This window comes from Clostridium sp. AF50-3 (genome assembly GCF_003477445.1).
Classification (GTDB): Bacteria; Bacillota; Clostridia; order Lachnospirales; family Lachnospiraceae; genus Otoolea; species Otoolea fessa.
This window is the reverse complement of the sequence record NZ_QUDH01000004.1, coordinates 21,653-45,981: the sequence shown is the minus strand read 5'-3', so window position 1 is coordinate 45,981 and position 24,329 is coordinate 21,653. Positions and strand designations below refer to the sequence as shown.

Sequence of the window (24,329 nt, the reverse complement as noted above, 5' to 3'; positions counted from 1 at the left end):
CACCCACGAACCAGTATGAGTAACTACTGTCCCGTGGATGAAACTAACTTCCACTGTCGCTTCTGCGACCCGACCCCATGATATTCACGGTCTGCTCAGTTTGTACTGTAGTTTGATATGCAGTGCAAAGAGTTTATGATGAATAATAGCACAAGTTTACTTAGTTGTCAATATCGGGAAACGCCCTTTCTTCCATAATTTATTTCTTCAATTCCTTAATCCCAGCCTCAAGCCCTGCCGCCGTCAGCGGAAACATCGGGATCTCATCTCGGATCAGGCTGATCGTGTACGCACCGTAGGCATATGCCCAGTTATTTTCCCGCATCGGGTTCAGCCAGATCGCCGACGGAAAACGCCGGTGCATCTCCTGCAGCCAGTAAATGCCCGTCCGTTCGTTGCTGTGGAAATAGTCGAGACTGCCGCCGCGGTACAGAAGTTCCGACGGCGCCATCGACGCATCCCCGACCAGAATTACCTTGTATTCCGGTTTCAGGTTGTGAAAGACCCACTCGGTCGAGATCTTATCCCGCCAGGAGCAGGACGGCGTCGTAAACAGCTGATCGTAGAAACAGTTGTGGAAATAATAAATCTTCAAATCCTTAAAATGGGACGACTGATTGACCGCCTGGAACAGCCGGTTGCACAGATCCGCATATGCCCACATCGACCCGCCGCTATCCATCAGAAGCAGGAGCTTCGTCTGGTTCTTTCTAGGGCGCTCCATGACGAGCTCCAGACGTCCGCCTTCGTCACAGGTCTTCTCGATCGTTTTCTCCACATTGAGTTCCGTTTTCGGTCCATCCTCACGGCAGGATAAAAGACGCAGCTTTTTGAGAGCCACCTGGAACTGCCGGATCTGGATAACCGCATCGTCGCGGAAATCGCGGTAATTCCGCTGTTCCGCCACCTGCAGCGCGCTCCGGTTTTTGCCCGGTCCGCCCACGCGGATGCCCTTCGGGCTGTAACCGGAATGTCCAAATGCCGACGTACCGCCGGTTCCAATCCACTTATTGCCGCCGTGGTGCTGCTCATGCTGCTCTTTCAGTCGTTCCGCCATCATTTTACGGATATCGTCCAGATCAAGTCCCGCAAACCGCGCATCGACCTCATCCTTATCATACGGCGTCTGCGCGTGCGCCTTGGCAAGCCAGTCTAAGACCTCCTTCGGAAGTTCCTCAAACGTCTGCACATTTTTAAAATATGCCAGAAATGCCTGGTCAAATTTGTCATATTCGGACTCTTTTTTGACCAGAACCGCCCTCGCCATATAGTAAAACTCCGTCAGGCTCGCGTCGTTCAGGTTCATTTCCAGCGCATCCATCAGGCTGTTCCACTCATTGAGGCTCGTCTTCATCCCGTAAGAACGGAGTAGATACAGAAAATCAGTAAACATATCGGTTATTCTCCACCAGCTTTAAATCCTCTGTCTTTTTTAAGAGTACCCCCGCAAACGGGATCTCCTTTTCCAGCTTCTCCACCGGCACGCCGCCGATCACAAGCGCCTGAATCCAGTCCAACACCTCGGAGGTACTCGGCTTCTTCTGCAGGCCGCGCAGATCGCGCACCCGGTAGAAGGCGTCCAGCACGCCGTCGATCAGCTTCTGGTCGAGATCCGGGTAATGTGCCTTGATGATCTTCTCCATCATCGGCTGCTCCGGGAATGCAATATAATGGAAGATACAGCGGCGCAGGAACGCATCCGGCAGCTCCTTCTCCGCATTGGAGGTAATAATCACAATCGGACGGTGCTTCGCTTTGACAGTCTTTCCCGTCTCCGGAATGTAAAATTCCATCTTGTCAAGTTCCCAGAGCAGGTCGTTCGGGAATTCCAAATCCGCTTTATCGATCTCATCGATCAAAAGAACCGTCTGCTTTTCCTTCTCAAATGCCTCTCCCATCTTTCCGAGGCGGATATATCTGGCAATATCATCAACGCCATCCGCACCAAACTGGCTGTCGTAAAGACGCTGTACCGTATCGTACACGTAAAGACCGTCTTGTGCGCGGGTCGTCGATTTAATATTCCAGATCAAAAGTTCCATATCGAGGGATCTGGCAATCGCCTCCGCGAGCATCGTCTTTCCAGTGCCCGGTTCTCCCTTGATTAAGAGCGGCTTTTTGAGCGCCGCCGCAATGTTAACGCTGCGGATCAGTTCATCCGAAGCGATGTATTCGTCACTGCCGTGAAATTGCTGCATGGTAAATTCTCCTTTTAGAAAGTTCTCCTTTTACATAACTGTAAACACTAACAAGGGCAGCATAACGATTCAGGATCCATGCTGACTGCGATCGGTTCGGATCCATCGTTCCTCTCGATCGTCATACATAATCCTGCCCGTTTGCCACCCTATTGATTTGCGATACCAGATTGCTCCGCACTATATGCTCCCGCAATCTTCAAAACCATTCGTAATTCGCTCATTTTTCTTTGAAAAATGGCTACTTACTCATGTTTTTGGCGGGTCAAAAGGTCAAAAATTCTCCTGCAAGCAAGCTTGCGTCGAACTTCTGACCTTTTGACCCTGGTATCATCATAATATAGCAATATTCTAATAGTTTGTCAAATCGTATATATGTTAGGATTTCATTAGAAAAACACGATTGTTACTGCTCACTATTCTACTTTGCCACCCGGATATTCTTGCTGCCGCTAAATCCTTCCGGCGGCTCTGTCTCCGTGAGGATCGTCGCTTCTTCAAACCCCCCGAACGTCACCGAACTTACCATGCCGAATTTCTGGCTGTCCGCCAGCACATAGCAGCGCTCTGTCTGGCGCATCGCCTCTTGCTTGACTAATGCCTCATTCGGATCCGGCGTCGTGAAACCGTGGCGCTTGCTGACGCCGTTGGTTCCAAAAAATCCCTTTGTAAAATGATAGCTCTGGATCATCAGGATCGCCTGACTTCCGATGACCGCCTCCGTCGTGCCCTTTAACTCACCGCCAATCAGAATTACGCGGTTTCCGGCGGCTGCCAGCCGTTTGGCATGTGATACCGCATTCGTCACAAACGTGGCGCTGCGCGCCGGAAGATAGTCTAAGATATACCCGGTCGTCGTGCCCGCGTCCAGATAGACAAAATCATCCGGCTGGATAAGTCCCGCCGCAAACTGGGCGATTCTCCTTTTCTCCTCCTGCTGCAATTCCATCTTCTGTGCCACTGACGGCTCGGTTCCCGTAAATGTCCCGTCCGAGGACACCGCGCCGCCAAACACCTTGGTCAGGCGCCCCGCCTTGTCAAGCGCATTCAGATCCCGCCGGATCGTCGATTCCGAAACTCCCAGCACCTCTTTAATCTCAGGAACTGTCACACTCCTCTTTTTATCCAGAAGTTCCAAAATCAGTTCGTATCTTTTTTCTGTCAGCATGACTCTTTTCCTTTCATCTTCTGCTGTGGTTGAACTTTTTTTAGCTCAATTTTTCACTTCTCTCTGTCTTAATATTCTTATCAACTGCAGCTGCTTTCGACAATGACCTTCCGAATCGGCAGCACACGCCCCGGCGATACGGAAAGCTCATCCACACCCATTTTCAGGAATTCTTTTGTCAAACTCAGATCCGCGCCCAATTCGCCGCAGATACCTGCCCAGATGCCCTCAGCGTGCGCATTTTCGACAACCATGCGGATCATCGCCAGTACCGCCGGATGGTGCGGATCGTAAAATGCATCCAGCTCCGGGTTCTGACGGTCAACTGCCAGCGTATACTGGGTCAGGTCGTTCGTTCCGATGCTGAAAAAGTCCACTTTTTTCGCCAGATCCCGGCTTACCATGACTGCCGCCGGGGTTTCAATCATAATGCCCTGCTTCGGATCGCCAAACTGGAGATTCTGTGCGGTCAGCTCCGTCTTGACCTCCTCGACAATCTTCGCAATCGCCTCGACCTCCCAGACACTTGTGATCATCGGATACATGATCTGGAGATTGCCATAGGCACTTGCCCGAAACAGCGCGCGAATCTGTGTCTTGAAAATCTCCGGTCTTGTCAGGCAGATACGGATCGCCCGGCAGCCCATCGCCGGATTTTCCTCTTTTTTCAGTTCAAAATAATCGCACTGCTTGTCCGCGCCGATGTCCAGCGTGCGGATAATGACCGGTTTGCCCGCCATCGTTTCCGCTACCTGTTTATATACCTGGAACTGCTCCTCCTCCGTCGGAAATGTTTCTTTTTCCAGATACAAAAATTCGCTGCGGAACAATCCGATGCCCGCCGCATCGTTCTGAATGACCGACGCCAGATCCTTGCTGTTGCCAATGTTCGCATACAGGCGGATCTTCTTGCCATCCAGAGTGACTGTTTCGCGCCCTTTCAGTGTTTGCAGCAGTTCTTTCTTCTCCTGTTCCTCCCGCTGCCGGCGGCGCATTGTTTCCAATGTCTCCTCATCCGGTTCCACATACAGGACTCCGTTCGTACCATCCACAATCGCAAATTTCCCATCTACCGTCTCATCGAGCGCCACGTCCGTTCCGATCAGAGCCGGAATGCTCATCGTACGCGCCAGGATCGCCGTGTGGGAATTGACGGAACCGTGTACCGTCACAAAGGATAGCACCTTGTCCTTTTCAAGCTGTACCGTCTCTGACGGTGCTAAATCATCTGCCAGAATAATCACCGGCTCGTCCGTATGGATGCCCTGACCTGCGCCTCCGGACAGAACGCGCACAATCCGCTCCGAAATATCTTTGACATCCGCCGCGCGCCCGCGCATATATTCGTCCTCCATCGCCGCAAACATCTGGGCGAAATTGTCACCGGTCACCGCAACCGCATACTCGGCATTGACCTCCTGCGTATCGATGATATTCTGAACCGCGTCCAGATAGTCCTCGTCCTCCAGCATGATCTGGTGAATCTCAAAAATCGCCGCATTCGCCTCGCCAACTTCTTTTACCGCCTTTTCATACAACTCGCCGAGCTGGCGGATGGACTCCTGAACTGCCGCATTAAACCGCGCTTTTTCCTGCTCTGTATTCTCTATTTTCGTCCGCTTTACGGTCTGCTCGCCTTTCTGATACACACATATTTTTCCAACTGCAACACCGCCAAATACACTTTTTCCACGATACGTCTGCATGACCATTCCCCTTTCCATTGATCCATTGTCGAAAAATGCCGCCATGTAATAATCCCTTACATCGCGGCATCTTTGTTAAACTACATATTTTCCTTCATAAACTGGCTGACTGCCTCATAAGCTGCTTCTTCATCCTCACCCTCAAAGGTCAGGGTTACTTCCTGCCCGTTCTTTACTGCCAGTCCCATGATACCGAAAATCTTTTTGCAGTCGCCGCTCTTTCCGTCTTTCGTCAGTTTGATCGTACTCGTAAACTGTTTTGCCGCCTTTACCAGTTCACCTGCCGGGCGTGCGTGGATTCCTTCCGGGTCTGTAATGGTATATTTAAACTCTTTCATGATGATGTTCTCCTTCTCATTATAACCTATTTTGATTGATTTGACCAAAAAATTTCTAATAAAGATTCACATTCCGTCAAAAAAATTATTTATCTATTCTTCTACATTCTTCTTGAGAACTCCTAAGAGTACCGTCGAGATCGCCATGCCAACCACCAGTGCCAGCAGATAGAACAGCGGATTTCCCATGACTGGGAATACGAAGATTCCGCCATGCGGCGCCATCAGTGTGCAGTTAAATAACATGCTCATCGCTCCCGCAACACCCGAACCGACGATGCAGGCTGGAAGCACGTGTACCGGATCGGACGCTGCAAATGGAATCGCGCCCTCCGTGATAAATGCCAGACCCATGATGAAGTTGGTCGGTCCTGCCTCGCGCTCTTCCTTTGTAAATTTCTTCTTAAACAGCATTGTTGCCAGCGCAATCGCACACGGCGGTGTCATACCGCCAATCATAACAGCTGCCATCACATCGTAGTTGCCGGAGGCGATTGCCGCCGTACCAAATACATATGCCGCCTTGTTGAATGGACCGCCCATGTCGATCGCCATCATCGCCGCCAGCACAAAACCAAGAATCAGCTTACTCGAACCACCCATGCTGCTCAGACCATCGTTTAACGCCATATTGATCGCGCCCATGACCGGCTCTACGACGAAGCTCATAACCAGTCCGATGAGCAGGACGCCCACAACCGGGTAAATCAGGACCGGAGCAATCTTTTCCAGTGCCTCTGGAAGATTCTCGCACGCTTTCCGAAGCGCCAGAATCAGATATCCGGCAATAAAACCTGCCGCCAGGGCGCCAAGGAAACCTGATTTTCCCTGAGAAGCAATCATGCCGCCGACAAAACCGACTGCCAGCGCCGGGCGGTCTCCGATCGCCATCGCGATGAAACCAGCCAGAATCGGGAGCATAAAGCCAAATGCCACACCGCCGACATTTTTAAACCATGCCGCCAGCGGGGTAATCGTACCAAAGTTTACACGCTGGTCGAGCGGAAGTGCATTCATATCCACACTAAAACCATCAATCAGAAACGCAATCGCAATCAGGATGCCGCCGCCGACTACAAATGGGAGCATGTGGGAGACACCATTCATCAGCTGCGTGTAAATCTGGTGTCCGACACTGCCCGATTTGCCGCCAGAGGCTGCCTTTGCCGGGCTGCTGTTTCCAGATGATGCTGCGTGGTAAACCGGTACCTCCCCGGACGCCGCGCGCTCCAAAAGCTCCGGTGCCTTGCTGATACCGTCCGAAACCTGACATTCGATCACTCGTTTTCCGTCAAACCGATCCATCGGCACCTGTGCGTCCGCTGCCACGATGATGCAGTCCGCCGCCTCGATCTCCTGTGCCGTCAGCACATTTTTTGCTCCGGCTGAACCGCGCGTCTCAACTTTGATCTTCCAGCCCTTCGCGCGTGCCGCTTTTTCCAGGCCTTCGGCTGCCATGTAGGTGTGCGCGATACCGGTCGGACAGGAAGTAACCGCTAAGATCTTCGGTCCGGCTGTCTTTTCCGTCTCTGCACCCGCTTTTTTCGCCTGAATCTCCTGACCACCTGCTTGTGCGGCATTCTCTCCATTTGTATCTGCCGCTTCTTCGACGGAATCAGCCGCCAGTCTCTCATCGATGCCTGCCTGTTCTGCATCTGCCTTATCAATAATGGAAAGAAAGTCTTCCACCGAAGAAGCATTTCGCAGGGAATCTGAGAAATTCTCGTCCATCATGAGAACGGAAAGCTTGCTCAACACATCCAGATGTACGTTATCTTTTGTATTTGGCGCTGCAATCAGAAACAGCAGAGTGACCGGTTCGCCGTCCAGGGAGTCGAAATCCACGCCATTTTTGATGACCATCGCCGCCAGCCCCGGCTTTTTGACCGCATCACATTTTCCATGAGGAATTGCAATCCCCTCGCCGATACCGGTCGTGCTCTCTTCTTCTCTCGCATAAACCTGCTTGCGGAATGCCTCGACATCCGACAGCTTTCCGCTCGCCGCCATCAGCTCTACCGCCTTGTCCAGTGTCTCCGATTTGCTGGTGGGTGCCGCATCCAGCGATATACTTCTCGGATCCAGTAAATCAGTAATCTTCATATCTGTTGCCTCCCTATTTATGCCCGAATGTCAGGTATGCATTGCATATCCGGCAGTACATTCTGCCAGCTTCAAAAATGTCTGCATACAACCTCATCCGATTTTTGTGATTTTACAGGTCTCATACACTTTCTTTATCTCATCCTTCGTCGCCAGCTGCTCCGAAAAGGCGCTCGCGCTTCCAGCTGCCAGTCCCATGCGGAAGGCGTGTTCATAATCTCCGCTCTCCCCGTATCCGGCCAGGAAACCGGCTACCATCGAATCTCCGGCTCCGACACCATTTTTCAAGGTTCCCTTCGGTGCTTCCGCCGCATAGACGCTTCCATCCTCCGCCAGAAGAACCGCGCCCTTGCCTGCCATCGAAACCAGCACGTTGACCGCACCTTTTTCCTGCAGCTTCTTCGCATACGGAACAACTTCCTCCCGCTCCGAGAGCTTCACGCCGAAAATGTCTCCCAGTTCATGATTGTTCGGTTTGATTAAAAATGGATGGTGTCCCAGCACATTGAGCAGCAGATCCTTGGTCGCGTCCACAACAATCCGGACGTCCCTGCCATCCAGGCGCTCCATAATCTTCTGATAAATATCATCCGGCATCGACGCTGGAATACTTCCAGCCAGCACCAACGTATCATCCGCCCCCAGCCGGTCAAGCTGGGTCATCAGCGCATCCACCGCTTCCCGCGGAATCCTCGGTCCCCGACCGTTGATCTCAGTCCCGTCGATGGATTTCAGCTTCAGGTTGATGCGGGAGACTCCCTCATCCAGGGAAATAAACTCGGCTTTCACGCCCAGCTGCTCCACTTCCTTCCGAACCTCCTCGCCGACAAACCCGGCAGTAAAGCCAAACGCCGTATTGGCAATTCCAAGGTTTTGAAGGACCGTCGAAACATTGATTCCCTTTCCGCCCGGAAGCAAAAGCTCCGAATCTGTCCGGTTGGTCAGTCCGAGCTTAAAATCGCTCACTGACACAATATATCTAACGATGGATTAAAGGTTACCGTATAAATCATAAGCCTTCATTCCTTTCTTATCTTGATTGATTCTGACTGTATTATAAAATCATTTTCATTCAAAATCAATCAAACTTATTCACAAACATGCTGCCTCTTTTTGGGTTATATTGCACAATTTTGATTTTTTATGATTGTTTTTGATTGATTGTTTCGTGTGAATTCCGGCGAAACGATTGCTGTCACTGATGGAATAGTGTTTCCAAAAACATCATTTTTACTCAGTTTCATCTCCTCTTCTAATCGTAAAATCCCCCTTTGTTGACAAGGATTTCCCCATTTGCTATAGTAAATGAAGAATTTTGTAATATCTTTGTAATATTTCCAAGATGTTTTTATATCAGAAAGGATATACAATATGAACGATTCCCCTTTGAAACCTGCTTCTTCCAGGCGCAAAAAAATGGATAAAACAATGATGGCGATCTATTTCCTGATCCTTTTTATTGTGGCCGGGGCGGCTCTGCTGGTATTTCTATGCCTCTCTAAACCTTCTGATAAGAAGAACAAAGCAGGCTCTGATCCTTCCATTGCTTCTTCCAGCACCTTAAAAAACAGTCATCAGACCGGGACCGATGCTAAAAGTACGGCGAAAGCCAAAATCAAAGAAGAAAAGCCGGTCGATCCGTATGAAAATCTCGCGGTCGCCAATGTGGATGATGCGCTGAACCTGAGAGAAAAACCAGATACAGATGCCAAGGTACTCGGCACCTGCTTCCGCGGAGGCGGCGGTACCATTTTAAAACGCAAAAATGGCTGGACAAAAATCCGCTCCGGTGGGCTGGAGGGATGGCTCAAGGACGATTATCTTGTATTTGGCGATGATATCAAGCCGCTCGCCAAAGAGCTCGGTCTCTATATCGCTACCGTCAGCACACAGACACTCCATGTACGTGAGGAAGCCAGCACGGATTCTGCCATCGTCGGTCTGGCTGCCGCGGAAGACTACTATCCTGTACTGAGCCAGGAAACTGGATGGGTCAAAATCCAGCTTTCCGTTGACACCTCCGGTTACGTTTCTTCTGATTATGTCACAATCAGCGTCAAGCCAGGACGCGCAATCAGCATTGAGGCTGAGATGGCAGCGCTGGAGGCGGCACGGCAGGCTGCTGAAGAAGCTGAGCAGGCATCCAGAGCCGCCGAGGAGGCCCAGATTGCAGCCGCAAAATCGCAGGCAGAAGCAAACGCGGCTAAAGGTTCCTCCCAGACTTCGGGAAAATCTGGAAATTCTGGAAGCTCTTCGAAAAAGAGCACGGCTGCACCAGCCGCTAAATCATCCTACGTGATCTCCGCCTCCGAGAGCGACGTTTATCTGCTCTCCGCCTGCCTCACGATGGAAGCCAACGGCGGATCCTATGAAAGCTATCTGGCAGTCGGAAGTCTGATCGTCAACCGCGTCAAATCTGGCAAATGGGGCAAATCCATCTCCAGCGTCATCTACGCGGACGGACAGTTCCCAGGCGCGACCTCCGGCCTGCTTGACAAATATCTCGATAGAGGACCGTCCTCTACTGCCACCAAGGCGGCAAAGGCAGCGCTCGCCGGGGAGAATCAGATAGGCGACTACCTTTATTTTACCTCGACCAAATCAGCAAACTACGACAGCTACTCCAGCTATCAGGTGGTTGGTGGGAATTGTTTCTATAAAAAATAAAAGGCTAAAAAAGGCGGATTTAAACGCATTACATTAAACCTCATATACATTCCCATCGCCTTGTGATATGATAATCATATCAGCCAAACATACAGGCAGAGGACATCTACTGTCCATACCTTATTGATAGGTACTCTCGGAGTCTTTCCTGCAAATCATCTCACAACATTAAGCACAGAAAGCTTCCGGGAGTCCATTAATTGCAAATGGAGGAAATTATGAGAAAATCAATTTATACCTTGATGGTTTCCACTCTCATCGCAGCCGCCAGCATGACCGCCTGCTCCAGCCAGCCGTCTGAAACAACCACGGCTGAAACAACTGCCGCTGAATCCACACAGGAAAACGATACATCAGCAGAAAGCAGCGATGCCAGCGAAACAACTACTGCCGGAGAAAAAGAAACCGCCCAGACAACGGATGCAGATTATGCAGAAGACGAGACTCTGAGCGAAAAAGAAATCACAGAACTTTACCGTGGTTTTGCCAGATCCCTTCAAAGCATCATCGCCAATAAAAATATGAACGATTTAGCCGAGCTGCTTGTCTATCCGTCCTACATCGGCATCGATGACGGGATTGTCGTAAATAACAGAACTGAATTTATGGCTCTCGACGCAGACAAGGTATTTACCGACGCGCTGATTGAGGCAGTCAAGACAGCCGATGTTTCTTCCACCGAACTGACCAAGGCAGGTTTCATCGTAGGCGATCCATCCGGTAAACCGGCAGTTACCTTTGGTCTGGACAAAGAGGGATCTATCGGTATCACAGGTATTAACTACTAATCAGATATAAAATAGTGAAAAAGAGCGCCGCAACACTCACAAACCGGCTTTCCATTTCTGGTAAAACCGCTCCATGAGTGCCGCAGCGCTCTTTTCTACGTTACAGCCAGACAACTGCATCCATCAATCCGGCTGACTGCTTCTTCTACATTATCCTTCAATCGCAATATATTTTTTCTGCTCGACTTCCGGTTTTGCTTCTTTCTTCGGAACAAAAATCTTCAAAATACCATGCTTAAATTCCGCCTTGATATCTTCCTCTGTTATATCATCACCGACATAGAGCTTCTCGCACAGGAACCTGCGTAACGCTCTCTGCGGATGTAACGACCGGACTTTTTCTCCTTCTCGTCCTCATCCAGTCCCTTCGCAGCCTGAATCGTCAGATTACCATCTTCCAGGGAAATCGAAATCTCTTCTTTCTTAAATCCCGGCAGATCCATCTCCAGCTCATAGCCGTCTTCCATTTCCTTGATATCGGTCTTCATCAGGTTCTGTCCATGGCGTCCATACAGCTTTTTCTCTATCTTCTGTCCGGCGTTATCATCATAAAACGGAAAATCATTAAAGAAATCATCAAACAAATTTTCTCCAAAAATACTCGGCATTAACATAAGTCATCTCTCCTTTTCTAACTTCATTTCATTATGTTTATTTACCAACATTTTCGGAACCGGGACGGTCTGGGAACTTTTCTTTTCTTCCTCTTCCTTCGTTCTGGCTATGTTATAGCACTTCTTATTAGCACTGTCAAGAGGCGAGTGCTAATTTTTTTTGTGAAGAATTTGTGAACGCTACGAGCCATGCACATTTACGTGAAAGAGCCATCTTTCAAGCTTGCTTGATAAAGATGGCTCTTTCATGGAAATGTATAGGCGACAGCCCTACAGCGAGGGAAGTCTTTCCCGAGCTGTGCATGGCGTATGCCACTACTTCACAGGGATTTTTCACTTACTTTCGCACTCGATTTTCTTGATTTGACCACATTTTTACCACAAATTCTTGGAAAAATATATTCGTCTGATTTTCTTACCACATTTTACGACAACAACTTATGGTTTATACCACAGCAGGTACGGTTTCTGGCAGGTTCATTTTAGACATCTCATTCTCCACATGAGACTTATCTGAAATATGATTATAGACATTCATTGTGATCTGTGCATCTGAATGGCCCATCACATACTGCATAACTTTGGGATTGACATTGTTCTCACCCAATCTGGTACATCCCGTATGACGAAGGGTATGCGATGAAATAGGAGGCATCAACTCCGGCTCTCGCTTCTCTTCTTCTGCCAATTTGCTTTCTTTTTTATTATAGGCATTAACAATATTTTTCAGAAAGCTGTTCACTCCCGCTGGCATAATCGGACGTCCATGCTTTATATTAAAGATGAATCCACTGCGTCCACCTATCTCAACATTACTCTGTAAACCAAACATCAGGTTCAGTTCTCTCTGCTTACGGAACGCATCATATACCATCTGTGTCATAGGAATATTTCTGATTCCTGCATCCGTTTTGGTTTCTGAATCATGGAAACAATATCCGTCATCACCTTCATAATACACAAGCTGTCCACCTACATGGATCTCCCTGTTCTTCATATCCACATCTGACCAGGTTAAGCCGATGGTTTCACTCACTCTCAGGCAAGCCCCAAACATAACCTGCATCATTGGAAGATGAGGCTTATACACATTACTCTGTTCAACAAACTTCAAAAGTTTTTCCTGCTGTTCCAGTGTCAATGCTTCTTTCTCCTTTGCCGGAGCCCCATAATCTCCAAGTGTTCCTGTTACTGGATTCTTGCGGATAATCCCATCTTCCACTGTCAGTTCAAAACTGGGATTCAATAAGCCATAAAGACCTTTGATCGTACTGTGTGCCAGTCCTTCATCTGACAATGCAGAAAAGAACGTCCTTACGTGAGATGTCTTAAAATCCACAACACGTAGCAAAACTTAAATTCACTGCATTTTTCCTCTTTGGCAAAAGGAAAAGCACTGTAAAACCCATAATCCAACGGTTTTCAGTGCTTTTTTCATATTACATTATTGAATATCCCTCATTCTGCCTATATAAGTGAAACTTAGCGAAACTTAAATTAAATCTCTTTCAGACAATTCAATTTGGATATTCACCGACTGTAGATTATTTCTCAGTGCACCAGTTTCCAACTTACCGCCTGCTGCCTTGCATCCACAAATCTCTTATAAATACCTTCCTGTTTCATTAATTGCTCATGTGTTCCCTGCTGTGCAATTCTTCCTTTTTCAACAACCACAATCTGGTCTGCATGTCTGACTGTTTTTAATCTGTGGGCAATCATAATAATCGTTTTTTCCTTTGTAAGTGCATCTACTGCATCCATCAGCTCCTTTTCATTCTCCGGATCAACATTTGCCGTTGCTTCATCCAATATGACGATTGGCGCATCCTTCATAATCGCTCTGGCTATCGAAATACGCTGCTTCTCACCACCGGAAAGTGTGGCTCCTCCTTCTCCGATCACTGTGTCATATCCATTCGGAAGTTTGCTGATGAAATCATGACAACATGCTTTCTTCGCCGCTTCCACCACTTCCTCATGACTTGCATCCTGGCGTCCGAATTTAATATTATTCTCAATGGTGTCTGCAAACAAATACACCGACTGAAACACAAATGAGAAATTACTCATCAGACTGTTCATGCTGTAGTCTTTTACATTCACACCTCCAAGTGTCACTTCCCCGGAATCCACATCCCAGAACCTGGCAATCAGATTGCAAAGTGTTGATTTTCCTCCACCAGATGGTCCAACGATTGCTGTCGTCGTTTTCTGCGGAATAGAGAGCGATATATCATCAATGATCTTCCGTTTGTCATAAGAAAACGAAACATTAGAAAGTCTGATATCGTAATTTTCCGGCTGTATTTCTTTACCGTCGATATCCATGGTATCCAGCTCCAATATTGCATTTGCTTTATCTACACATACGCTTACCACATGTAAAAGAGATGAATAATTTCCTGCACATTCCAGACTGGCATAAAGCATAAATGCTGAAATTGTCATACCGATCGCATAGACCGCACTCATAGTTCCATTAATATAAAAATATGCACTGCAAGCCACGATCACAGCACCTGTAATTTTGGTTATCACACTTTGCAGAAAATGATAGGGCACAAACACCATTTCCATCTTTGTATTGATCTTTTCACATGCTTCATTTGCATCATTTAATCTTTTCGCCTGTTTCCCAAGCAAGTTATATGATTTAACTTCTGATATTCCCTGCAGATACTCCATGATCTGGTTTACAAGCTCCATATCGCATACCACTTTTTGCTCTGAATCTTTTTTACCCGCATTCTGCATCACAGAATTGACCCCAAAGAAAATAAGTACTCCTGCTGCAGCTATCAGTCCAATTCTCCAGTCAAAAATAAACAGCATAAAAATGATCATTGATGTTTCCAGAATTCCCTGCATTGTCAGCATAACCACTCTCGCAGCCACATCGCCAAGTATTTCCATTGTATTGGTTGTAATGGAAGAAATTTCCCCGATACTATTGGAATTGAAATACCCCATCGGCAGATATCGCAGATGTTCTGCAATCTTGATTCTCATAAAAGCACTTGCATTATATCCTCCCTCTGTCTGAAGCACTGTAGAGTATCTCTTGCAGATTACGTCGACTACAATTGCAAGAACCATAATCGCAACGGAGCCTCCAATATATTTTCCTGTCGGTTTCCCACTCAGCAGACCAATCAGTATGTACATAATAGCCGGAATCTTCATTGCTGAGGCAAGAGCCTCTATGAGTCCGATCACTATCGACAGTTTAAATTTATTGCCATTTTCCCTGCCTGAAAAACGAAAGAATTTTGCCAGAATCCCAAACATATCATTCTCCCTCCTTCACCGTATCTTTTACAGAAATATGGGCATTCCACATTTCCTTATAAAGCGGGCATGACACCAGAAGTTCCTCATGTGTGCCATGTGCTGTTACATTTCCATCATTTACAACAAAGATCTGGTCACTGTCCTTAACAGTAGAAAGTCTGTGTGCTATTACGATCAGGGTCTTCCCTGCTACCAGTTTTGCGATAGAATTCTGCAGAATTGCCTCATTTTCCGGATCTGTGTAGGCAGTTGCCTCATCAAGGATCACGATCGGAGCATCCTTTAACATTGCTCTTGCAATGGAGATACGCTGTCTCTCACCACCTGACAGATGTCCTCCTGCACCTCCTACAACCGTATCAAATCCATTCTCCAACTGCATGATAAATTCATAGCATCCACTTTTCTTTGTCACCTCGATGATCTGTTCATCTGTAGCATCCGGATTTCCCTGTCTGATATTTTCACGGACTGTTTCATTAAACAGATAATTGTCCTGTGCAACATATGCAATTTTCCGATTAAAATCTGCAAATGCCAGTTCTTGGACATCAACTCCACCGATTTTGATGCTTCCGGAATCCACATCCCACAGGGACGCAATCAGCTTTGCGATGGTCGACTTGCCGCTTCCGGAAGGTCCTACGATTGCATTTACCGTTCCTGCTTTCAGCTCCATAGTTACTCCGTGCAGGATTTCTTTGTCGTGATAACCAAATCTGACATCTTCAAGAGTAACGGAGTTATCTTTTGGAACACTTTTACTTTTCTCTGGACGTTCAAGCTCCGGCTGTTCCAGAATTCCTGCCACTTCACCAACAATCACTCCGATCTTGCCAAGATCATCTGTATAGGAACCCACTGTGATCAACGGTCCAACGATTCCAAGTGATAAAATAATGCAGATGACAAAATCTGAAATCGCAAGTGTTCCATTAGCTACATAATGTGCCCCAAACGGCAATACCGTAAGAAGCGTATAAGGTGTGACCACCATCATCAGTCCATGAAAGATCGAGCACCGTTTCATCCAGGAAATAAAGGAATCTGCATAAGCCATAGCCGCCTTTGTAAATTTTGCATAAGAACTTTCTGTCTTTCCAAATGCCTTGATCACTTCGATTCCGTCAATATATTCCACTGCCGCATCATTCAGATCTTTTGTTGTCTGAACCGTTCTCTCGAAGCTTGGTTTATAATCCAGCATCATTCCAAAATAGGAAAGAAATCCCACTATAACCGGCACCAATGACCAGAGTGCCAGTCTCCAGTCTGTCAGGAAGAAATAAATCAAAATCACAATCGGTGCCAGCAGATTGGACGTGAATTCCGGGACAATATGCGCCAGTGTTGTCTCGATACTGTCGATTCTTTCCACCATAATATTTTTAAATGTACCGGAAGGTGTGTCTTTCACATAGCCAAGAGGTACCCGCGCCAGCTTGTCACAGCAGGATTTTCTTATATTTGCAAGTACTGCAAACGTTGCTTTATGTGACAATGCTGTCGAAAGTGAATGAAGCAGTTCTGCAATGATAAACGATAATGCAATCAGAACCGCTTTTGCAAGATATATTTCAAACTCCTTTTCACCATTTAAAAACAGCTTTACTACATCTGCAATAATAAAATACGGCAAAATCTTAAAAATCACATTTCCTATTGCAAGTAACACACTCCACACATAGGCAATTCTTTTTTGTCCGGTCCACGTCAGGATCCAGCTGACTGCCGACTTCTTTTTTTCTTTCACATCTTTTCACTCCTTACGTTCGTTTTATTGTTTCGTTTTATTATTTTACCTTCTGTTAGTTCGAGCTAACCAACATATAATAAAATAGGTGGTCTACTGGCATCAACCACCTGATATTATTATCCTGTCTGAACTTTATTCAGAAATCCAGAACCTGCAACACACATAACCTATTCAGAATTCCTGCATCAGTTATACTGGAAATTCAATATTCCACAATCGTTCCCAGCCACCTGTATTAAATTCTTTCAGTTGATGTACATTTTTCTTTGCAGTCTCCCTGTCTATATCATGCTCAATGATCTGAAATACTGATGAAAAAAATCCCGTATAGATCATATGCATAAGGCTTTCCTCTACAATCGGTATTTTTACACCGTTCTCTTTCATCTTTTCCATATAATTCAGGCTGGACTTCATTTCCCGCTCTACCATATTGTGTATGAATAATTCAAATTTTCCACTGTCTCCGCATTTCAACAATAATCTGAAATTATCATAATGATCATAGATATAATCAACCATCTGCTCCATCCCATCACTGGATGTATCCGACATATTCCTTGTCTGATCACTGGCAGAAAGCTTTTCAAACTCCTCAACGATCTGGTCATAAATCTGATAAATATGTTCCATATAAGGATCCGTCAGTGCATCAAAAAGTGCCTCTTTCGTCGGATAATATTTGTAAAATGCGCCAGTAGTAAGTCCTGCATCTTTTACAATATTTCTTAAAGATGCTCCTGTCAAACCATCTTTCAGAAAATGTTTTCTGGCTGTATCTAATATGTTTTTCTGTGTATCTTCTGCTTTCGTCGACATTCTTTTCGTATCCTCTAAACTTCTTTTCAAAATATAACAGCGCTATATAACACTGTTATATTTTAACTCATTACAGGAATTTGTCAAGTCTTGGTGTTTCAATTTTTTATTTTCCTCGTGTATTCAGTTTCCACTCCGCAGATGCTTTCTGCAGTTTTACAAGTCTGTTCTATTCAGACAGATTTTCTGTTCCTCAGATCGTCGTTGCTCTGCTGAAGCGATTGATTCAGCTTCTGCGTTTCGGACAATTCGGTTGTCAGACACTGAATTCCTACGGTTGATTTCCGAACTTCTTCTCGCAATCTCTGCCTGTCGGACAAGATCGTCTGTTTCTCTTCTTCCAGCATCTGTATCTGCTTTTTCTGTGTCCGCATGAACTCTTTCGCTCTCTCGAAACTCTGCATTAGAAGATCTTTTTCTACTTTGAGCTTGATCGGTGATTCCTCCGGCAGCTGCGATGGCTGTGTCAAGTTCTCTGTAATAATTTGTAAGTTCTTCGGCTGCTCTGCTTTCTCTGATTTCAATATCTCTGGATTTTTTCCTATTTCTATCAAATTCATTCTCTAGTCCCTCCTTGCTGATATCCAGATGAAATGTTTTTGACAGATTGCTGTCTCTTACCTTCTTCCCATCCTGGTTCTGAAAAGTAATGTGCTTCCGTTTCTCTGTCCAATTTACATTCCATCCAAACTGTTTCATTTTTTCCTTAAACTTTTCTTTGCTGATACAATTTTCCAGTGCTTTTAACACTGCCATTGCACAATCCGCTACTAAGCTGTCTTTCACCTGCTGATGGAACAGGTTATATTTATCTTTGCTCCATGCAATGACTTCCCCTTTTTCAATCTGGCTTCTTATTCTTGAAATGGTGATTACTCATTACCGTAAAATTCTTAGTTCTCTCTACACGAAAAATCTGTGCCATTCTATCTCACTTCCTTTCCAGACAGAAAAAGACGCAAGCCACATTTCTATGACTCACGCCTTTCTCTGCACTTCATTATTAAATTGAAAATTTCCATTCTTCTTTCCTTTGTTCTAACAATTCTCTCGCATTTGCAATAGCAAGGGATAGCTTCTGTTCTAAAAGTTCTTTTGGAGGCATTTTGGTCATATACTGTCCCACATGAATATTTCCATGATCCAATTGCATTAATTCTATAGTTTCCTGTGATTTTTCTGCACATAATATAAGTGCAACCGGACTTTCTTCACCTTCCACTCTTTCATTCTTTTCCAGCCATCGCAAATACAGCTCGACTTGTCCTTTATCCTGCGGTTCAAATTCCCCAAGCTTTAGTTCAGCAAGAACCAACCTTCTCAAGCCTCTATGATAGAATAATAAATCCATATAGTAGTCCTTGCCATCCAGTACAAAATGTTTCTGTCTTGCTAAAAATGCAAAATCCGATCCCATTTCCAGAATAAATTTTTCTAATTCTGCAAGAATAGCATTTTCTAAATCTTTTTCACTATAAGTATCACGTAAACCGAGAAAATCAAGCATATATGGATCTCTGTAAAAAAGATCCAGACTCATTTTTCCATCATCTCGTAATTCCGCAATTTCATTTTTAATCGTTTCTTCTGGTTTCTTCGATATTGCAGTTCGTTCATAAAGCATGGATTTTTTTCTTTCACGCAGTGTTCGCACTGACCAGTTTTCCTGCATACACATTGCAGCATAAAAATCTCTTTTTAACTCATCTTGTATTGGCAGAATCTCTACAAAATGCGACCAGGTCAATTGTTGCGACAATGTCGCAACTTTTTCGAAGTCAGGAAATTCCTGATAAAACTTAATCATTCTTGAAATTGATGTTTTATCAAATCCCGAACCATACTCCTGTTCCAGCCGTTTACTGACTTCTGCAACAACCTTTTTTCCATACTCAGGCTTATTATTTCCAGTTAACTCCACACTAAGTCTTTTTCCAATTCCCCAATTAAGAGAAATAATGGCATCATTCACAACTTTTTTTATACTATTTCATAATCAAAACCGTCGCCAGAATACAGACGAATCCAATCAACTCTGCCGGTGTAAAAACGGAATTCAGCCAGACCGCTGACAGGCACGCCGCCGTCAGCGGTTCCAGGCAGGCAAGCACCGAAGCGCGCACCGGTCCCGTCAAAGAAACTCCCTTTAAAAAAAGAGTATACGCAACCGCACTTCCCAGTATCACAAGCACACCCAGATAAAATGCGGCATGACCGTCCAGCTCCGCCGGAACTTCCCAGATGCGGACGGCTCCCGATAGAAACACGCCGCCGATAAACATTCCCATCCCGGTTGCAGGAATACTTCCCCACTGCTTCACCGGATTTTTTGAAAGCAGGAAATACGCAGCTGCGCCGACACCTCCCATGATTCCCCAGAAAAGTCCCTTCGCCGTCAGTTCCATGCCGTCCAGTCTTCCTCCCGTCGCGATCAGCCAGACTCCAAAGAATGCCAGACAGATACAGAAAAACGTCCGTTTCGTGGGCAATGTACGTTCTGCCGCGCATACAAAGACCGCCACGAAGATAATCGATAAATTCTGCAGCACCGTCGCCGTTCCCGAATTGGTCCATTTGATTGCATTTAAGTACGCATACTGGGACAGCACCAATCCCAGAAACGAAAACAGCACCATCTGAGCCATCGCTTTCTTATCCTGAACCAGTGCCCGCACCGGCAATTTTCCCTTCGCAGCGGCAGCAAGCAGAAGAATCGTCCCCGCCCCCAGCATTCTAAGCGCCGTCACCCACGCCGCATCGATCGGGTAGGATGAAAACAGTGCCTCCCCGCATGTTCCCGAAAATCCCCAGCTAGTCGCGCCGATCATGCAGCAGAGAGCGCCGAGGCGGGCAGACGAAGAAGGAACTTCTGTGGAATTTGATGCCTGTTTTTCTGTGGCATGATTCGACTCCTTGATGTTCATTTGATTCTTTCCATCTCTATTCCTTTTTAACATCTTTCATTTCTCCACTATTCTTTTATGAGTTTCGTTCTTTTTCATTGACTTTATCATTATATCGGTATTATCTTTATTTATATATAAAAATATCGGCTTGTTTTTTCATTATATTGAGGTTATTATGATTACAAACTATCTCTCCATAAATTCTGACCGGGAGGAAAACCTGATTCGTATTTTCCCGGATTTTCCGGTTTCGGTGTACCGAACCGACTTTTCCGATCCGTCTTATCAGCTTGTGAGCTGGCACTGGCATGAAGATTTCCAGTTCTGCCTGGTCGAGCGCGGCGAGGTCTGTTTTCAGACGCCTGAAAGAGATTTTTCACTACTTGCAGGCGCATTACTCGCAGAAAATCACCCTGCGCGAGATCTCTGACGCAGTCTGCCTCTGTCCGGAAGAATGTGAACGTTTTTTCAAACGGATGACTGGCATCACGATTTTCCAGTATCTCCTTGAATACCGGATCAAAAAAAGCCAGGAGCTTTTGAACAACTCCCGCCTATCTATCGCGGAAATTGCCCAAAGCTCCGGCTTTACAACACAAAGCTACTATTCTTCCTGTTTCAAACGCCTGACCGGATGTACACCGGGGGCGTATCGTAAGCGGAAAATTTCTCTTATAACTTTTCTTTAAGGAATTGCTTCTTCTTGAAACTTCCTTAACCGTGTTCTCATCCGATTCTTTCCATACACAGCACAAACGAGACACTTTGCATCCCTGTTTTATCAGGGATTGCAGTTCTTACATGGTTCATATCCATCTGCAATCACTTCATCGCGCGTACCGGTAAATTCCTGCCGGTTTGCCGCCTTCATCTGGGTGACAGATGTGCAGCTTGGAAGATGAAATTTTTTCGAGTTGGTATTGAGAATGTAGGTCTGAACCGTCGCGCTGCTTCCAGAGGATCCAGCGCCGCCTCCCGACGAACCAGCTGCTCCCGATCCAGCCGATTGATTCTGGCTGCTGCCATTTCCAGCCGTTCCCTGTCCGGCTGTGCTTCCCGCACTTCCAGAACCGTCCGCGCAGCTTTCTCCTGTCGCATAATCGATCGCAATACCCGGCTGGACATTATAGACGTACACGCAGAACAGCACTCCCTCGCCCTGATCCTCGACGGATTCCGCCTCCATCAGGACGCCGGAGGCAACCAGATTATCGCCCTCAAAAACCGGCGTCACGCGGTACATAACATGGTTTCCGGTTTCTTTCACGTAATCGGCTGTCAGATTTTCAAATGGCAGCATTCCCTGTACGTTCAGATAGCGGGTTCCGGTAATCAGGTTTTTGACATTGGCATTCTCCGCCGTGAGCTGGTAGCCGATCAGATGACAGCGGTTATAGAGATACTTTCCATCCACATTGTCATACTTCGCCGTATGCCAGCCCGTCGGCTTGACTTCCCCGATCGAGCCGCGCTTCTCCGTCGGCATCGTGTCCTGCGAAACCGAAGCATATGCCACGCCGCAGCGCCCCAGGCTGTCCAGATCACTGTAACTCTCAAATGATACATCCGTCAGGTCCGCATCGGTAAAATACGGCACATTTCCATTGACTGCCACATACGGCTGACCGGAATATGCCGGTACATCCGCCAGATTAAATGACGTTCCCGAAGCAGAAGATACACGGTTTCCACCATTTTCTGACGATGACACCGCCTGCGAATCTCCGTCCGCACTTTCCGCCTGATTTTCCTCCGCGCTGACACTTCCGTTTCCATTCAGACTTCCCTCTGGAATCTCCTGCGCGCACGCTGAAACAGACAGCATCGCCGCTGCAGCCAGCCCCAGAAGCCACATTTTCAATTTTCTCATATGAATTACTGCCTTTCCGTTTAAGCCTATCCCTTTCAGAGCCATGTAGATTTGTGCGTTCTGGCGCCTGATTTTCAGGTGCAGAACCGGCTCTTTTTTATATTTGACTTGTTTTTTATGTTTTTCTTACTCTTTTATATTGTACTTACTTTTTATGTATATTTTTTACCTTCGCACATACCGCTCTTCTGTGATTTTCTCATGCGAGGAACCCGCATATTCCTGTGTTTCTGCCAGCTTCCAGCTGCCCAGATCCATCTTAAAATACATATCTGCCGGATAATCCCGGTTCCAATGACAAAGAATCACTTCTTCGATCCGGCTCTCATACGGAACAACATCCTTGTCCTCGACAAAACAGTACTCTCCCGGCCCCGCCTTTTCCAAAAACGCTTCATCTGCCTGAATCTGCCCGGATTGTTCCTGTTCTTTTGACATATTTCCATTCACCTGTAAAAACTGTTTCTGGCTGTATGCATTCATCCACAGTTTTTTCCCACCTGTCAGCTCCAGAATACGCTTTCTAAGCACGCGGTCCTGGCTCTGCCGTCTGTGATTGAACATCATGCCGTTCTGATTATCCACACATACAATTATCTTCATCTCTCTTTTTCTCCCTTTTTCTGTCTGCTGTACGCTTCATGTTTCCCAAGGAATCAAAGCAAGCGTCAGCTCCTCCATCCAAGTCCGCAGATTGGGACGTCTGACTGCCAGCGTATTGACAATCACCGATCGTACACGCACTGGCATCGTTTCTCCTTCTTTTACCAGCCTGCTCACATCGTTTATGACATAAAAATTGCCATTCTCATATCCCAGATACATCATCACATGTCCCGGAAAATATAGAAGTGTGCCCGGTTCTAATACTTTTAAAATCTGCTTTTTTTCTGAGCAGCGCCGCCCCGCCAGCTCTATTTTTCGAACTGGCATCTGCAACTGCCCGGTCGTATTGCGAGGCAGGATCCATCCAAAACAGCGGTACACTTCCCGGATATAGGAAGAACAATCCCGGCTCTCCAGCATTCCGCCCCAGCCGTAGCGGTCTCCCAGACACTTGAACGCCTGTTTAATAATCTCCTCATTTGTCAAGCTCAAATATCCCACCGATACGTCCCGGCTCATTGGAATCAATCCTTTTTGCCGGAAGAAACTGCCATCCGGAGCGCGGCATGGAAGCCAGACGATGTAATTATTCCAAGACAGTCTGTTCTGTACCCTCTGTTCTGCCTGTGCTTCTGTTGTCTCTATTAGCGCTCCTGTCCCTTTTATTCTGTTTGTTTCTATTGTTTCTTTTATCTCTGGGATTCCTTCTTCCACGCACAATTCCAACACCGTACCCATCCGAAGCCGGTATGCACTGGTTCCCGGATAGACCGCACTTGCTTCCAGCCAGACCATGTCCCCTGTCACTACTAACGGATGGATCGGAAATGCCGCCATCAGCCATTCCGCCCGGTTCCGACAGACTGCCACCGACTCTGCCGATATCCAGCCCTCGCTGCATTCATTCCGGACATACAGATAACTCTCCTCCTGCACCGAACCCAAAATCAAAAGCGGTTCCCCGACCATACAGAGACAAAGTGCTGCCTCATCCCACTCCGGATCGGATGGATCCTCCTCATCGGCTAAAAAAGTCTCCATCGGAAACTGTTTGATCAACCCCTGTGAAGTCGCGATTCCATATTTGATATGAACATTTTTATTCACGGAATTTTGAGCATCACGCACAGTCCAATTTATCCCCTGTATCCCAAATGATAAGAAATTTCCACACCATTTATCATAAACAACTCTCTCTTCTTTGGCAAAGGCTTCATTTTTCAAATCATGCATTTCCGTTCCAGGTGTCCGTAAAATCCGTGCATTCAAATTTTCAATTTCTTCCGGCGTCATTTTTACTGATTCTGACACATTTTCTATATCGATCCAATGCTCTGCCTGGCATTGTTCCTTCGAAACATCTGGTGCGAATGATAAAAAAGACGATCTCATATGAACTGATCCAAAACAGCCTGCTTAATTTTCGTATCTTTTATATGATGCATCTTCCTTTTTTATACACAATAAGGAATCGGCAGCACCCCCAGCTGGCGTCT

Annotated in this window: 19 protein-coding genes, 3 pseudogenes and 1 riboswitch; of the genes and pseudogenes, 3 read left to right on the top strand and 19 right to left on the bottom strand. The window is 46.5% G+C overall.

The genetic code is table 11. The annotated features are described in order from the left end of the window. Positions 1–24: 24 nt before the first annotated feature. A riboswitch (NiCo riboswitch) is annotated at positions 25–109 on the bottom strand. Between the two features lie 90 nt (positions 110–199). The 7 genes and pseudogenes from DW085_RS05990 to pfkB all read right to left on the bottom strand — a co-directional run bounded on the left by DW085_RS05990 (position 200) and on the right by pfkB (position 8,526). Further along, positions 200–1,393 (bottom strand): VWA domain-containing protein, encoded by a 1,194-nt coding sequence (locus tag DW085_RS05990; RefSeq protein WP_117796347.1) that lies wholly within the window; start codon positions 1,391–1,393, stop codon positions 200–202. After that, entirely contained in the window at positions 1,383–2,198 is an 816-nt protein-coding gene (locus tag DW085_RS05985; protein WP_022359195.1) for a MoxR family ATPase, read from the bottom strand. The genes DW085_RS05990 and DW085_RS05985 overlap by 11 nt, the downstream gene beginning before the upstream one ends. Positions 2,199–2,619: 421 nt before the next feature. Next, positions 2,620–3,366 (bottom strand): DeoR/GlpR family DNA-binding transcription regulator, encoded by a 747-nt coding sequence (locus DW085_RS05980; protein WP_117796346.1) that lies wholly within the window; start codon positions 3,364–3,366, stop codon positions 2,620–2,622. 80 nt (positions 3,367–3,446) lie between these two features. Next, positions 3,447–5,072 (bottom strand): phosphoenolpyruvate--protein phosphotransferase, encoded by a 1,626-nt coding sequence (gene ptsP, locus DW085_RS05975; RefSeq protein ID WP_118492003.1) that lies wholly within the window; start codon positions 5,070–5,072, stop codon positions 3,447–3,449. Positions 5,073–5,152: 80 nt separating this feature from the next. Then, positions 5,153–5,410, bottom strand: a complete 258-nt coding sequence (locus DW085_RS05970) for an HPr family phosphocarrier protein (protein ID WP_118467833.1) — start codon at positions 5,408–5,410, stop codon at positions 5,153–5,155. A 93-nt stretch (positions 5,411–5,503) separates the two neighbouring features. Then, positions 5,504–7,513 (bottom strand): PTS fructose transporter subunit IIABC, encoded by a 2,010-nt coding sequence (locus tag DW085_RS05965; protein WP_118467831.1) that lies wholly within the window; start codon positions 7,511–7,513, stop codon positions 5,504–5,506. 93 nt (positions 7,514–7,606) lie between these two features. Next, positions 7,607–8,526: pseudogene (pfkB, locus tag DW085_RS05960) on the bottom strand (1-phosphofructokinase). Between the two features lie 403 nt (positions 8,527–8,929). Here pfkB and DW085_RS05955 point away from each other — a divergent pair. Next, complete coding sequence (locus DW085_RS05955; protein WP_243033946.1) at positions 8,930–10,180, top strand: cell wall hydrolase; 1,251 nt, start codon at positions 8,930–8,932, stop codon at positions 10,178–10,180. Between the two features lie 218 nt (positions 10,181–10,398). After that, the gene (locus DW085_RS05950) at positions 10,399–10,968 is read left to right on the top strand and encodes a hypothetical protein (protein ID WP_118293599.1); all 570 of its coding nucleotides are present in this window, start codon (positions 10,399–10,401) and stop codon (positions 10,966–10,968) included. Between the two features lie 150 nt (positions 10,969–11,118). On the opposite strand, the pseudogene DW085_RS05945 reads toward DW085_RS05950, so the two are convergent. The 9 genes and pseudogenes from DW085_RS05945 to DW085_RS05905 all read right to left on the bottom strand — a co-directional run bounded on the left by DW085_RS05945 (position 11,119) and on the right by DW085_RS05905 (position 20,408). Then, a pseudogene (locus DW085_RS05945) lies at positions 11,119–11,582 on the bottom strand (Hsp20/alpha crystallin family protein). Positions 11,583–12,027: 445 nt separating this feature from the next. After that, the gene (locus tag DW085_RS05940; RefSeq protein WP_243021872.1) at positions 12,028–12,879 is read right to left on the bottom strand and encodes a site-specific integrase; all 852 of its coding nucleotides are present in this window, start codon (positions 12,877–12,879) and stop codon (positions 12,028–12,030) included. A 254-nt stretch (positions 12,880–13,133) separates the two neighbouring features. Further along, the gene (locus tag DW085_RS05935) at positions 13,134–14,873 is read right to left on the bottom strand and encodes an ABC transporter ATP-binding protein (RefSeq protein ID WP_118491806.1); all 1,740 of its coding nucleotides are present in this window, start codon (positions 14,871–14,873) and stop codon (positions 13,134–13,136) included. Between the two features lies 1 nt (position 14,874). Next, positions 14,875–16,629, bottom strand: coding sequence for an ABC transporter ATP-binding protein (locus DW085_RS05930; RefSeq protein WP_118491804.1), 1,755 nt, complete (start codon positions 16,627–16,629; stop codon positions 14,875–14,877). Between the two features lie 192 nt (positions 16,630–16,821). Next, the gene (locus DW085_RS05925) at positions 16,822–17,451 is read right to left on the bottom strand and encodes a TetR/AcrR family transcriptional regulator (protein WP_021739680.1); all 630 of its coding nucleotides are present in this window, start codon (positions 17,449–17,451) and stop codon (positions 16,822–16,824) included. 173 nt (positions 17,452–17,624) lie between these two features. Next, positions 17,625–18,011: a hypothetical protein gene (locus tag DW085_RS05920; protein ID WP_207663889.1), complete on the bottom strand. Its 387-nt coding sequence runs from the start codon at positions 18,009–18,011 to the stop codon at positions 17,625–17,627. 49 nt (positions 18,012–18,060) lie between these two features. Further along, positions 18,061–18,207: pseudogene (locus DW085_RS20445) on the bottom strand (hypothetical protein); the annotation flags it as partial. Positions 18,208–18,454: 247 nt separating this feature from the next. Next, positions 18,455–19,423: a PDDEXK nuclease domain-containing protein gene (locus DW085_RS05910; protein ID WP_182430808.1), complete on the bottom strand. Its 969-nt coding sequence runs from the start codon at positions 19,421–19,423 to the stop codon at positions 18,455–18,457. 13 nt (positions 19,424–19,436) lie between these two features. Then, positions 19,437–20,408, bottom strand: a complete 972-nt coding sequence (locus tag DW085_RS05905) for an EamA family transporter (RefSeq protein ID WP_118491800.1) — start codon at positions 20,406–20,408, stop codon at positions 19,437–19,439. Between the two features lie 124 nt (positions 20,409–20,532). Between DW085_RS05905 and DW085_RS19620 the strand changes: the two genes are divergently transcribed. Continuing rightward, on the top strand, positions 20,533–20,787 hold the full coding sequence (locus tag DW085_RS19620; RefSeq protein WP_243033944.1) for a hypothetical protein: 255 nt from the start codon (positions 20,533–20,535) through the stop codon (positions 20,785–20,787). A gap of 351 nt (positions 20,788–21,138) precedes the next feature. Here the strand turns inward: DW085_RS19620 and DW085_RS05890 are convergent, their stop codons facing one another. The 3 genes from DW085_RS05890 to DW085_RS05880 all read right to left on the bottom strand — a co-directional run bounded on the left by DW085_RS05890 (position 21,139) and on the right by DW085_RS05880 (position 24,225). Further along, positions 21,139–22,227, bottom strand: a complete 1,089-nt coding sequence (locus DW085_RS05890; RefSeq protein WP_118491794.1) for a DNA/RNA non-specific endonuclease — start codon at positions 22,225–22,227, stop codon at positions 21,139–21,141. A 165-nt stretch (positions 22,228–22,392) separates the two neighbouring features. Further along, the gene (locus tag DW085_RS05885; RefSeq protein ID WP_118491792.1) at positions 22,393–22,830 is read right to left on the bottom strand and encodes a ribonuclease Z; all 438 of its coding nucleotides are present in this window, start codon (positions 22,828–22,830) and stop codon (positions 22,393–22,395) included. A gap of 36 nt (positions 22,831–22,866) precedes the next feature. Continuing rightward, positions 22,867–24,225, bottom strand: coding sequence for an NlpC/P60 family protein (locus DW085_RS05880; protein ID WP_118491790.1), 1,359 nt, complete (start codon positions 24,223–24,225; stop codon positions 22,867–22,869). Between the last annotated feature and the right edge of the window lie 104 nt (positions 24,226–24,329).